The sequence below is a fragment of the Roseivirga pacifica genome (genome assembly GCF_900111145.1).
In the GTDB taxonomy this organism is placed as follows: domain Bacteria; phylum Bacteroidota; class Bacteroidia; order Cytophagales; family Cyclobacteriaceae; genus Roseivirga; species Roseivirga pacifica.
In genome coordinates, this window is the sequence record NZ_FOIR01000005.1 from 150685 (window position 1) to 163854 (window position 13170).

The following is a 13170-nucleotide window of genomic DNA, read 5'->3' on the forward strand; positions in this document are numbered from 1 at the left end:
CTAGTCTTGACTATGGATTAGGTCTAACATTTCTTTTAAAATCAGCTTATCATCAAATGGAAATCGCTCTCCTTTGATCTCCTGGTAGTCTTCGTGGCCTTTGCCTGCTACCAGTATTATATCTTTTGGTTCAGCCAGCGAAACAGCGGTTTTAATCGCCTCTCTTCTATCTGCCACCACAAGTGTCTTTCTAAAATTGGCGGGTGTTACCCCAGTTTGCATATCTGCTATTATGGCATCTGGCTCTTCAAACCTTGGGTTATCGGAGGTAAGCACCACTTTATCACTAAAATCGCAGGCAATTTTTGCCATTACTGGCCGCTTCTCTTTGTCACGATTTCCACCGCAACCCACCACGGTAATTACCTTTTCGTTGCCCGTTCTAAACTCCTTAATGGTATGAAGCACATTCTCCAAAGCATCGGGCGTATGCGCATAATCCACCAAAGCCGTAATACCCGATTTTGTCGGTACGATTTCGAAGCGCCCACGAGCCGGATCTACCGCAGAAAGCTCCTGCAACACATCTGTCTCTTCTTCATCGAGCAAAATGGCAGTACCATAAACCGCCAAAAGGTTGTAGGCATTAAAATCACCGATTAGCTTAAACCAAACGGTATGACCATCTATATCTAGCTCCAAACCTTGCAGGGTATTGGAAAGGATTTTCGCCTTGTAATCCGCAAATGACTTGAGTGCATATTTATGCTTCCACGCCTTGGTATTTTGCAGCATGATTGGACCACGCTTATCATCATAATTCACCAAAGCGAAAGCGCCAGCCGGAAGGTTATCGAACAACAGCTTTTTAGCCCTTATGTACTCGTCAAAGGTCTTATGGTAATCCAAATGCTCATGCGAAAGGTTGGTAAATACCGCCCCTTTGAACTTTAGCCCTGCAATTCGTCTTTGAACAATGGCATGAGAGCTTGCCTCCATAAAGCAATGGGTACAACCCTTCGACACCATTTGAGCCAACAGCTCATTAATAGTAATGGCATCGGGTGTAGTATGCGTAGCTTTGAGCACCTCATCGTTGATCTTGTTCTCTACGGTGGAGAGCATGCCCGTATTATAGCCCAAGCCTCTAAAAAGCTGATAAAGCAAGGTTACGCATGTGGTTTTTCCGTTAGTACCGGTTATAGCCACCAAGTGCAATTTTTCCGAAGGGTTGCCAAAGAAGTTGGCCGACATAATACCAAGTGCCTCTTCCGAATCCTTTACCTGAACATAAGTCACGGACTCATTCAAGTTTTCGGGAAGGTGCTCACAAATAATAGCTACAGCACCAGCCTCAATGGCCTTTTCAATGTACTCATGCCCATCTACCTGTGTTCCTTTAATGGCCACAAAAGCAGTACCGTCAGCTACTTTTCTTGAATCGAAAGCAAGCTGCGCCACCGCTGTTTCCATATTGCCAGAAACTGACTGAAGCGATACTTTATATAATATGTCTTTCAGTTGCGCCATTAACCTAAATCGAGGCTTATCGTTTGTCCTTTACTTATTCTTACACCAGGTCTGAGTGATTGATTTTGCACCCTACCAGAGCCTGAGATATTTACTTTTAATCCGCTGTTTTCTAATAAATAAACAGCATCACGTACCGTCATCCCCTGTACGTTTGGCACTAGCTCATTCGAGCCGTAATTCTTTTTCCAGATAATGGCATTATTATCTACTTGCGAACGCACCCAATCCACATCTTCATCTCCCAAATGGTTTGAAATACCCAACTCATTGCAGAGCTTATTCAGCTCATCGAATTTGCCCGCGCGAATCACAGGGAACGTCCCTTCATTCGCCAACAAATCGGCTTGAAATGAATCATGGATAGCTAAGTTTTGCGAATAAATCATGTCCGCAATTTCTTTAAACACAGGAGCCGAAACGTCACCTCCGTAACGGTTCCAGCCATCAGGATCATCAATCACTACAATGCATGAATACAATGGCTCATCGGCAGGAAAATACCCAGCAAACGAAGCATAGTAATGCTGCGTTCTATACCTACCATCAATTAACTTCTGTGCAGTACCTGTTTTACCAGCAATTTTGAAGTATTCATTCTTTACGTTTTTCGCAGTTCCGCGCTCTACAACCCCTTCAAGCATTAAACGCAATTTCTCAAGCGTTTCGTCCGAGGCGATTTGCTTATTCAGCACCTTGGCCTCAAAAGTTTTAACCGGCTGATTCGCCTTATTAATGCTCTTGACTAAAATCGGTTGAATCATTCGGCCATCATTAGCCACCGCATTGTATAGCGCCAAAGTTTGTAAAGGCGTAACCGAAGTTTCATAACCCACCGACATCCATGGCAGAGTTGTTCCAGACCAAGACTCATCGTCAGTATCTTTAATATATGGCACCCCTTCGCCCATTAACTGGAAATCGAGTGGCTGACCATAGCCCGTCTTCTTAATGATATCTACAAACTCTTGAGGATTCTCTCCAAAATGCTCGGTCACCAACTTGGCGATCCCCACATTGGATGACTTTTCGAAAACCTCTTGCACGGTAATTTTACCATAGCCTCCACGCTTAACATCTGTAAGCGTTCTGTTATAGAAATCAATACTACCTTCACCCGTATCAACGGTATCCGAAAGATCAACTTTGCCAGCCTCCAACAGCGCTAACATTGAAGCTAACTTGAAAGTAGACCCCGGGTCGTTAGTTCCCTGTACCGCGTAATTGTAAGATTCAGCATAACGACCGCTGGCAGTTTTTTGCAGGTTAGAAATCGCTTTGATCTCGCCTGTTTTTACCTCCATTAACACTACCGTTCCATAGGCAGCCTCATAACGCATTAAAGCCCTCAGCAAAGCATTTTGGGCAACATCTTGAAGGTTAACATCTATGGTTGTATGTATATCGTACCCATCTTCTGGCCGCACATCGGACGAAGCATTCACCGGTTTCCAATTACCTCCTGCTACTTTCTGAAAGAGGCCTTCACCATCTCGACCTGCCAGGTAGTCATTAAAACTCCATTCAATCCCAACACCAAAGTCATCCTTTACATAACCAATTGTTCTTTGACCGAGTGTTCTAAATGGTCTGTGTCTTTCGTCTACTTTATGAAAAATGACCCCACCTTGCATTTGGCCTTTCCTGAAAATCGGCCAGGTATTCATCATTTGTTTTTGCTGATAGTTCACTAAGTCACGGTTAATAACCATGTAGCGACTGCGAGACTGCCGAGCCTCCGAGATCTTCTTCTTATAATAATCAGAAGAATGATCTCGGAAAAAATTCGACAATAGGTGTGAAAGGGAGTCTATTTTAGACGTAAATGTTTCATCATCTACCAAAGAAGGATCGAACGCCAATCGATAAAAAGGCAGCGAAGTAGCCAGCAAATCGTTATTTGCCGAGTAAATACTTCCTCTGGTAGCTTTAATTTTTTTATAATCAAGGCTGTACTCCTCAGCCTTTTGCCTCCATTTATCGCCTTCAATCATTTGGACATGCACCAAACGATAAACCACAGCCAAAACAAAGACTACGGTTAACAAAAAGGCAATACGCACCCGAAGCAGTATGGACCTCTTAATATTCATCGCTATCTACAATGATTTTAATTGGCGGCTCCTTACTTTCTTCTAATCCGAGCTGCTGCACTCTACGCGCAACCTCAGACTGCTTACTACTGAACATGTAGTCTGCTTCCAGCGTGGTAACATCAGCACGCAAATCTTCCACCTCATCTTCCAGGCGGTCAATTTCGCGCGTAGTGCGTTCTGCGTAGTGGCTATTCCACACATAACACACACCCAACAGCACAGCAAAAAGCACTTTTGGCAAGTACTTAACAGGAAAGCCCGTCTCCAGCTCAGTCAATTTGAGCTTGGTAGACAGAAACCCAAAGAACCCTCTTTCAGGAGCGCCTTCCGATTGCTTCGCCTTGAATCTATTTGCTGCCATATTACAATCGAACAGCTACGCGAAGTTTCGCACTTCTCGATCGGCTGTTTCTAGTTAGTTCTTGTTGATCAGCCACTATGGGCTTTCTATTCACTGCCTTAAAAGGCTTTAATTCGTTTCCAAAAAAATCTTTCTCCACTTCGCCAAACACCTTCCCTTTGTTGATGAAATTCTTCACCATGCGGTCTTCTAGCGAATGGTAACTTTCAATCACCAAACGACCACCCGGTTTTATCACCTCGGCCGACTGCTCCAAAAAGTCTTCCAGCGCACCCATCTCATCATTCACCTCAATTCGAATAGCCTGAAAAACCTGTGCGAAATATTTATTCTCGCGATTTCTAGGAGCATAGCCCTTTAGCACCTCCATCAACTCTCCGGTAGTACTTATGGCACCACCAAAGCGCTGCGACACTATGGCCGAAGCGAGGGTTTTGGCATTCTTTATTTCGCCATACATTCCCAGAATTTTATGAAGCTGCTCTTCGGAATACTCGTTAACCACGTTTTTAGCGGTCAACTTTGCATTTTTATCCATTCGCATATCGAGCTCAGCATCTCCACGAATGGAAAAACCACGCTCCACAGCATCAATCTGATAAGATGAGATTCCGAGATCACCCAAAATTCCATCTACCTGCTTAACACCATGTAACTTCAAGTAGCGTTTTAAATGCCTAAAGTTGGCTTGAACAAATGTGAAAGAACGATTTTCAATAGCTAAAGCATTTTGCTTGGCATCAACATCTTGATCGAACCCAAACAAGCGACCATTGTCGCCCAAGTGCTTCAGTATTTCTTTTGAATGCCCACCTCCACCAAAGGTCACATCCACATAAATCCCATCAGGTTTAATCGCCAGCCCTCCAACACACTCTTGAAGCATTACCGGCACATGATAATCAGACATCTTGTTAGTCTTCAGCCAAATATTTCTCGGCCAATTTTGAGTACTCTGAGACATCATTTATAAGGTTCTCCTCATACATCTCAGGATTCCAAATCTCCACGCGGTTACCCAACCCCACAACAACAACTTCCTTTTCCAAATTGGCGAAGTCCATCATTCGTTTTGGTATGTTGATCCGCCCCGAACCATCCAGCTCCATCTCTACATTCCCTCTAAAGAAACTCCTCTGGAACCTTCGGTAATCCTCATTGAATTCACTCAAAGACCGAACACGATTAATAATCTTTTTATACTCGAGCATAGGATAGAGCACCAAACAAGGTTCGAACCCCCTCCTGAGAACAAGCTCATTAGCAGACACTTCAGGCAACGCACCCTTTACCTTTGCAGGCAAAGCCAAGCGCCCCTTAGCATCGAGCTTACAATCATATTCCCCAGTAAAAAAAGCCATTACACACCTGAACTAATACAAAGTTAGAAAAGTACTCCACATATCCCCACTTTTTTCTACTTTTTCCCACTTTTTCAGAAAAGTAGCTTTTTTAAGCCTTAAAAACAAGTATACCAGATAATTAAAGCAGAAAACCATAGCCACAACTAAAAATCATTTCTCATTGAAAAACAGATAGTTACACTCATAAAAAAGAAAACGAATTATTTAAGGGAAGAAAAATGGACTAAAGTGGCAAACGGTGGGACAGTTTTCCGGCCTTAAGAAACGATGTGTTAAAAAAGACCAATAAACTACTTGCCATTAGACCAAATTTTGTCAATTAGGGTGTTTATTCTTTAGATTTACCAACATGATTGTATGGATGAAAAAGCACCAATTAATTGGGCTGTTAGTACTGGTTATTTTTGGGTGTAGCAAAGTGGATGAACCAAAAGAAAAGAGCCAAATGCTACTTTTTATTGTGGACTACAAAACCGAAGAACTACAAGCAGGCGCAACACTTGAGTTTGAAAAGATAAGCATTGACTATTCCAACATTCCGATAGACATAGACACTGACCCCGCAGAAAATGATTTAGACGGATCTGTTTCATTGTACTATGACCCAACCCAAGAAAAGATCTTTGAAGGCATTTTAAACACTGACGGAAGACCTCAAGTACTTCACCCACCTGTTATTGCACCCAGCGATTTTTATGAAATTGAAAATTCTTTAAGCTTTCCAACATACACCAGTTTGCAAGATATTGACGGACCTTATTCTGAAGATTTTGACGGCACATGGAACGCCATTAACAACCTGGGAATCACGGAGATTTTCATTAATAACGAAGCATTCATCGGACGCTTTTTGTACAAGCCTTCTGAAAGCGTATCGGACAACTGGAAATGGATTATTTTATTGTACCGTCAATAAAAAAAGCAATACCGCAATAGGGGTAAATTTATCAGTGGTTGTTTCTATTGCACGAGGGTTTATGTTTCGACAATGAGTAATGTGGACACATAAAGTCTCGAAATTACATACTAATAAACTACTAACTAACTGAAGTGCCTGTTCTGACCGAACGGGCATTTTACTTTGTACGCTCTATCGTAAACCTTACCAGCTCACCAAGAGACTTTTTGTAGGCCGAATCAGGGAAATTATCAAGAATAGATAGCGCCTTTTCAAAATAGTCATTCATCACTTTCTTGGCGTATTCAATTCCTCCAGCACCTTTCACAAAAGCAATCACTTCCTTTACCTTCTCAGCATCGTCACTATTGCGCTTTATGGTTCGAAGTATCCTTCTTTTATCAGAAGATGAGGCATTAGAAAGGGCATGAATTAACGGAAGCGTCATTTTCTTTTCCTTAATATCGATACCCAGCGGCTTTCCAATTTGGTCTTCACCATAATCGAAAAGATCATCCTTAATCTGAAATGCCATCCCCACATTAAGGCCAAACTCCTTCATTTGTGCAATCGACTCTTCCGGAGCACCGCTCGATGCAGCACCTGCAGCACAGCAAGAAGCTATTAAAGAAGCCGTTTTCTGGCGAATAACATCGTAATAAACCTCTTCAGTAATATCCAGGTTTCTAGCTTTTGCCATTTGAAGCAACTCCCCTTCACTCATTTCGCGAACGGCCTGAGAAATGATTTTCAACAAATCGAAATCCTCATTATCCACCGAAAGCAAAAGCCCTCTCGACAGCAGGTAATCACCAACCAAAACGGCTATCTTATTCTTCCACAGAGCATTTACTGAAAAGAATCCGCGCCTGTAATTGGAATCATCCACCACATCGTCATGCACCAGCGATGCCGTATGCAGCAGCTCTATCAACGAAGCCCCCCGATAAGTCCTCTCTGTAATCTCTCCAGTAGTACCGGCAGTTAAAAAAACGAACAGTGGACGCATCTGCTTCCCTTTCCGCTTTACAATAAAACTCATGATTTGGTCTACCAAATAGACCTTGCTCTTCATAAAAGACCTGAATTTCTTCTCGAAATCGGCCATTTCTGAGGATACTGGGGCTTGTATTTCTTTTAGTTGAAGAGCCATTAGATTTGAGTGGTCAAAAATAATAGGTAAACTAGCAACCGCAAGCTAGTTGCTCAAATATGTTTTTAAAGCCAATGGATTGTTTAAAGAAAAAGTTTTCAATTCCTTCAACCAACCCTAACCTACCAATTGATACCGACTGCACTTATATAGCCGATGGCAGCAGCAAACCTTTGGTTGTTTTTCTCCATGGCTTTAAGGGATTTAAAGATTGGAGCCAAATGGGTTTGGTAGCCGATCACTTTGCAAAAGCTGGTGCCTTTTTCTGCAAATTCAACTTTTCGAGAAATGGCGTGAACATTAAAAACAATGCGCAAGAGATTACCGATTTAAAAGCCTTTGCCAGCAACAACTTTAGCCATGAGCAAGAAGATACCAAGCGACTAATCGACTATTTATTAACAGCAGATGAATTCGCCAAGGAAATTGACCCTAAGCGCATTTACCTCATCGGACACAGTCGCGGTGGTGGAATGGCCTTGATTTATGCTGCTCATGACGCTAGAATAAAGAAAGTAAGCACTTGGGCATCGGTGCACGATTTTGCCGCTGTATTTACAGCGCAAGAAGTTGCCTATTGGAAAGCCAATGGTGTGATTACCATGAAAAACTCGAGAACAGGAGAAGATTTACCGTTGGATTATCAGTTTGCTGAAGATTACTTAAACAAGGAGGAAGCATTCTCTATCGAAAACGCAGTTAAACGCCTGAACATCCCAATTCAATTTATACACGGCACCAACGATGCCACTATGCCACACCAAGCCTCTGTGCAAATGCACGCTTGGCAAACCAAATCTGAATTAATATTGTTGGAAGGTGTCAATCATAACTTTGACAGTAAGCACCCATGGACAGCCGCACAGTTTTCTGATGACATGCAAAAAGTGGTAGATCACACTACTGCCTTCTTGATGACCTAGGCCCAAAGCGAATTAGCAACTCGAAACCGATATAAGCCTGACTTCTCGCGTTCTTTACCTCTCGACTTAACCAATTGTAGGTCATTTTAAAGGTGGCATTTCTAGAACTAGCCGCCCAGCCAATACGCAAGTGCCTTACCCACGGAACTATATCTTCAGTATGCGGTGCATTGTCGTTCCAAAGCGAACCCTGAATGGTAATATCATGCAACACATATTGAATGCCATACCCAGCAAAAAAGTATGCCCGGTTTTCAAATGCACTTCTTCCTCTTCCAATCAAAGCGTTTTTAAAAGCTGAATTATTCAGACTAAAAAGCTTACCCAAACGAAAATCGACTCGTTGCATGGCATTGGTTTGTCCTGTACCTACTTTTATTTCGGTACTCGATACCACATCGAAAGTACGCGGAGCCACAACAAACTGTTTATCAAAAGCGGCCTTTAAATTGACAAAAGGCTCATTCGGGATCTGATATTGCCAGCCCCTTGGCTTTGGAAAGCCCACTGCATTATGGTACCAAGTCTGGAGCCCCTCTCCTCCTGAAGCTTTACCTACAAGCCCCAGTTCAGCACCGTACATCCACCGAACAGATTCACTGGGAAAAAGACTGAAGCTAACACCTGTATTTAACCAACCAGCATAGGGACGCTCGTACTCATCTACATCGTCAAAACGAACATCTTGCGGAGTGAAAAACTTATGGATCAATTCAAAATCGACAATAAACTTGGTGTCGTTCGATTTTGGAGAAAGCCACTTCCCACTTTCCGGCACAAACCTAAAATGAAAAAGCAAGCCGTTTGAATAGTACTTATCTTGGTTGCGAAAAGTGTACACATCATTTTCATTGGCTATACTCGCCTCCTGTACACGATAATCGGTTTGCGCCATCAGTTCCCTGCCACTTAACAACACACACAACAACAAACCCAGTTTTATTCCTTTTCGCATCAGATGCCGACAAAAGTGTTAATAATTTCTCTAGCACACCAAGTATATTTGCCTAAATGGATTCTACCAGCATAAAAAGCCTACTAGAAAAAAGACGAGCTGCAAACAGCTTTCGGGAATTACGTCATGCCAACCTCAACCTAATCGATTTTTCTTCGAATGATTACTTGGGACTAGCACAAAGCGACTCACTCAAAGCGCAAATTCTTGAACATTATCAGCAGCACGGAGGAAAGAATGGCGCTACCGGCTCACGACTGCTAACGGGAAACACATCATCAATTGAAGATTGCGAGGCCTATTTAGCCCATCACTTCAACTCAGCAGCAGCCACGCTTTTTAGCTCAGGCTACATGGCAAACCTTGCATTTTTTTCTAGCGTACCGCAAAAAGGAGACATCGTTTTTTACGATGAACTTTCACATGCCTGCATAAAAGATGGCTTAAGACTGAGTTTTGCGAAGAGAATTCCTTTTAAGCACAACGACCTTCAAGACCTTGAAAGAAAACTAACCGAAAACAAGGCTGAAGGCCAGGCCTACATAGCTTGTGAAAGCATCTATTCAATGGATGGCGACTTAGCTCCTCTCGCAGAAATTACCACTCTTGCTACAACTTATAATGCTTTGGTAGTGGTAGACGAAGCGCACTCCACAGGCAGCTGGGGAGAAAATGGTAGCGGCTTGGTAAACGAACTAGGTTTACGCGACTCAGTCTATGCCGTAATCTACACCTTTGGCAAAGCCATGGGGATTCACGGAGCATGTGTTACAGGCACTAAGTTGCTCAAAGACTTTTTTGTAAATTTTGCACGACCTTTTATCTACACCACCGCCCCAAGCGCCTTTGAAGTGAGCGCTATTATCTCGGCATTCGAGTACTTAAAGCGTCACCCAAGCTTACCGCTCAACCTAAGCAGTAAGTCAACACTTTTCAACCAACTTTTACCTAATGCCGCTAGTCCTTCGGCCATTAAGTCCTTTGCCATAGGCGGCAACGAGGCAACAAAAGAAGCAGCTAATACACTGCAAATGAAAGGCTTTGATGTTCGACCAATTTTAAGCCCTACCGTAAAAGAAGGTAGCGAAAGGTTAAGAATTTGTCTGCACGCTTTTAACTTAGAAGAAGAAGTAGAACAACTGGCGAGGGCATTACAAATTTTTCTACCCTGAGCGAATAGAAAATTAGTATATCTTTGAGGCAAACCTATTCAATGAAGTACATCGTCCCAGACTATGTGAAGAAGAAGTACGATCAAGTCCTTCCGGGGGGAATGAACGAATGGCCGGTGGTGGCATTAAGCCAAAATCGTGAGGAATTTGTTCAAGCGGTAGCAGAAGAAAGCATTAGTCGAATTAAAGCCTTGGCTCCTACCAGAGAGGCCCTCATTGAAGAAATTGAAACTACTGTATTTCGCGAAAAATTAAGAATTAAACGTAATCCGTGGGCTGTTGACCCTGAGGATGAAGAGCACTTTTTGAACAGCATAAAAGCACGCTTGCTCGACATTTCTCAGAACAATCCGCCTAAGGAAGAAATAGATGAAATGCTAGACGAAATGCTATATGAAATAGTGTTTCGCTACTCAGACGAGATTGCCGGTAACTTTAAAAAAACGCGATACCGAATGGCCCGCAGCTTGGTCACCTTTGGCTTTGCTAGGCTACTGAACGCATCTCGGGCCAGAGGCTTTTGGTCTATTTTCAAAACTAAATTCACTCTTCAGGATAAAATCCATATTACAGGCGAGGTTGAACAACTAAGAACCTTGGCAAGAAAGGGCACCATCATTATGGTTCCTACGCACTTTAGTAACCTCGACTCTATATTAATAGGTTGGGTGATTAGTGCGCTTGGCTTACCCGCCTTTATATATGGTGCGGGGCTCAACCTCTTCAACATTAAAATCTTTGCCTACTTTATGAATAGCCTTGGCGCTTATAAGGTAGACCGAAGAAAGAAAAATGCGCTATACCTAGAAACGCTCAAAACCTATTCTAGCATGGCGATTCAGCGAGGCTGCCATAGCTTGTTTTTCCCAGGTGGAACTAGGTCTCGTTCTGGACAGATAGAAAAAAGGCTAAAGCTTGGATTGCTTAGCACCGCAATTGAAGCCCAACGCGTGAATTACCAAAAAGGCAAGCGCGATGCACTAGAGAAGATATTTGTAGTACCTGTTACGCTTAACTACAACTTTGTGCTAGAAGCCCCGAGTTTGATCAGCCAATACCTGAAACTACAAGGGCAAGAGCGCTATTACGTAGAGAATGACGAGTACTCAACATCATACAAGATTTCTGCATTTTTAGTGAAATTCTTCACTAAAGGCTCTCACATTTCTGTGTCTATAGGTAAAGCAATGGATGTTTTGGGCAACTATGTAGACATTCAGGGCAATAGTTACGACAAGAACAATCGGGTAATCGACACGCAAGAATACTTTACGCAAGACGGTAGAATTATTTCGCAAAACCAGCAGCGTGAAGATGAGTACACCCGAATGCTTAGTGAGCGTATTGTGGAAGAATTCCACCGAATCAATAAGGTTTTTGCTAGCCACTTGGTGGCCTTTACTGCTTTCGAAATATTCAGAAAGAAATACAGCAAACTCGACCTTTACAACCTATTGCGTCTGCCAGAAGAAGACCTTTTTATTCCGATTGACGAATTTAAAGACACCTTTAACAGGCTACTGGCCAAAGTTCATCAAATGAAGAACGAAGGTAAACTGGACATTTCTCCCTATCTGATGGGCGACCCTGACGAGATGATTGAGCATGGCATGAAAAACGTAGGTATGTATCACGCCAAGCGACCATTAATAATCGACAAAGCAGGAAATGTTACCACGCAAGATTTGAATTTGCTATTTTACTACCACAATAGACTCGTAGGTTATAACCTGGAAAAATATGTCTAATAAGCCCGTAGGAGTAGTTGGAGCAGGAAGCTTCGGTACAGCAGTTGCAAACCTTTTAGCGCGCAACTCAGATGTTTTGCTTTATGCCAGAAATGCCGATACCGTAAACGAAATGGCCACAAAGCGCCTTTCGGCTGGCCAGCAACTCCACGAGCGCGTAACCCCCACCAATAGCCTGGAGGAAATAGCCACTAAATGCAATGTGCTTTTTCCCGTGGTGCCGTCTTCAGGGTTTAGGGATTTAATGGTAAGTATGTCGCAATATTTGCGCCCCTACCACATGATGATTCATGGTACCAAAGGCTTAGATTTAAGAATTCCGGAAGAAAAACCGCATGACTTTGTTTTAAGTCAAGACCATGTTTTCACTATGAGTGAAATCATAAAACAAGAAACAGTGGTAGTTCGGGTAGGCTGTTTGGCCGGCCCTAATTTAGCATCAGAACTTAGTTCTGGAGACCCAGCGGCCACAGTAATTGCCTCTCCATTTAACGAGGTAATCGAACAAGGCAAAACACTACTAAGGTCAGAGAACTTTCAGGTGTATGGCAATGCCGACTTGCGCGGTGTAGAACTCTGCGGTGTACTCAAAAACATTATCGCGGTAGCTTCTGGTATATTGGCGGGCTTAGGATTAGGCGAAAACTCCAGAGGACTTTTAGTAAGCCGTGGACTTGTGGAAATGATTTACCTAGGAAAAGCTTTGGGTGGAGAAATCTCTTCATTTATTGGTCTAGCAGGCATTGGCGACCTTGTAGCGACCACCTCTAGTGCGAGCAGCCGTAACTATACATTAGGACAAAAAATTGGTAAAGGCGCTACTTTGGAACAAGCTTTGGGCGAAATGGAAGAGGTAGCAGAAGGTATTAACACCATTCGTATTATTCATCAACTTGCCGAATCGCAGGGCATTAAGCCGCTCATTACCGAGACCCTCTACAAAATTCTTTACGAAGACATGACTGCCGAAAAAGGCGTGAACTACCTCATGCGCTACCCTAGCAACATTGATATTGATTTTATCTAAGGC

12 protein-coding genes are annotated in these 13170 nt (G+C 42.9%); 5 read left to right on the top strand and 7 right to left on the bottom strand.

The features are described from left to right. Genes BMW98_RS19395 through mraZ form a run of 5 tightly spaced genes read right to left on the bottom strand, consistent with a single transcriptional unit; the run spans position 1 to position 5288 of the window. Entirely contained in the window at positions 1 to 1470 is a 1470-nt protein-coding gene (locus BMW98_RS19395; RefSeq protein ID WP_090261008.1) for a UDP-N-acetylmuramoyl-L-alanyl-D-glutamate--2,6-diaminopimelate ligase, read from the bottom strand. Beyond that, positions 1470 to 3563, bottom strand: a complete 2094-nt coding sequence (locus BMW98_RS19400; RefSeq protein WP_090261010.1) for a penicillin-binding protein — start codon at positions 3561 to 3563, stop codon at positions 1470 to 1472. Before BMW98_RS19400 ends, BMW98_RS19395 begins: the two co-directional genes overlap by 1 nt. Beyond that, on the bottom strand, positions 3553 to 3927 hold the full coding sequence (locus BMW98_RS19405) for an FtsL-like putative cell division protein (protein WP_090261012.1): 375 nt from the start codon (positions 3925 to 3927) through the stop codon (positions 3553 to 3555). The genes BMW98_RS19400 and BMW98_RS19405 overlap by 11 nt, the downstream gene beginning before the upstream one ends. Position 3928: 1 nt before the next feature. Then, a complete protein-coding gene (rsmH, locus tag BMW98_RS19410) occupies positions 3929 to 4837 on the bottom strand; it encodes a 16S rRNA (cytosine(1402)-N(4))-methyltransferase RsmH (protein WP_090261014.1) in 909 nt (302 codons plus the stop codon). Between the two features lie 4 nt (positions 4838 to 4841). Continuing rightward, a complete protein-coding gene (gene mraZ, locus BMW98_RS19415) occupies positions 4842 to 5288 on the bottom strand; it encodes a division/cell wall cluster transcriptional repressor MraZ (RefSeq protein WP_090261016.1) in 447 nt (148 codons plus the stop codon). A 364-nt stretch (positions 5289 to 5652) separates the two neighbouring features. On the opposite strand from mraZ, the gene BMW98_RS19420 reads away from it, so the two are divergent. Further along, positions 5653 to 6207, top strand: coding sequence for a hypothetical protein (locus BMW98_RS19420; protein WP_139177709.1), 555 nt, complete (start codon positions 5653 to 5655; stop codon positions 6205 to 6207). A gap of 160 nt (positions 6208 to 6367) precedes the next feature. Here the strand turns inward: BMW98_RS19420 and BMW98_RS19425 are convergent, their stop codons facing one another. Continuing rightward, positions 6368 to 7342: a polyprenyl synthetase family protein gene (locus BMW98_RS19425; RefSeq protein ID WP_090261020.1), complete on the bottom strand. Its 975-nt coding sequence runs from the start codon at positions 7340 to 7342 to the stop codon at positions 6368 to 6370. A 59-nt stretch (positions 7343 to 7401) separates the two neighbouring features. Between BMW98_RS19425 and BMW98_RS19430 the strand changes: the two genes are divergently transcribed. After that, positions 7402 to 8265 carry an alpha/beta hydrolase family protein gene (locus BMW98_RS19430; protein WP_121505214.1) on the top strand — a complete coding sequence of 288 codons (864 nt, stop codon included), beginning with the start codon at positions 7402 to 7404 and terminating at the stop codon, positions 8263 to 8265. Here BMW98_RS19430 and BMW98_RS19435 read toward each other — a convergent pair. Next, a complete protein-coding gene (locus BMW98_RS19435; RefSeq protein ID WP_090261024.1) occupies positions 8243 to 9220 on the bottom strand; it encodes a lipid A deacylase LpxR family protein in 978 nt (325 codons plus the stop codon). The genes BMW98_RS19430 and BMW98_RS19435 overlap by 23 nt on opposite strands. Before the next feature lie 56 nt (positions 9221 to 9276). Between BMW98_RS19435 and BMW98_RS19440 the strand changes: the two genes are divergently transcribed. From BMW98_RS19440 to BMW98_RS19450, 3 genes are read left to right on the top strand one after another with little or no spacing between them, the layout of a single operon-like run. Next, positions 9277 to 10392, top strand: coding sequence for an aminotransferase class I/II-fold pyridoxal phosphate-dependent enzyme (locus tag BMW98_RS19440; protein ID WP_090261025.1), 1116 nt, complete (start codon positions 9277 to 9279; stop codon positions 10390 to 10392). A gap of 41 nt (positions 10393 to 10433) precedes the next feature. Further along, positions 10434 to 12140: a 1-acyl-sn-glycerol-3-phosphate acyltransferase gene (locus BMW98_RS19445; protein WP_420820077.1), complete on the top strand. Its 1707-nt coding sequence runs from the start codon at positions 10434 to 10436 to the stop codon at positions 12138 to 12140. Further along, positions 12133 to 13167: an NAD(P)H-dependent glycerol-3-phosphate dehydrogenase gene (locus BMW98_RS19450; RefSeq protein ID WP_245733655.1), complete on the top strand. Its 1035-nt coding sequence runs from the start codon at positions 12133 to 12135 to the stop codon at positions 13165 to 13167. Before BMW98_RS19445 ends, BMW98_RS19450 begins: the two co-directional genes overlap by 8 nt. Positions 13168 to 13170 lie beyond the last annotated feature (3 nt).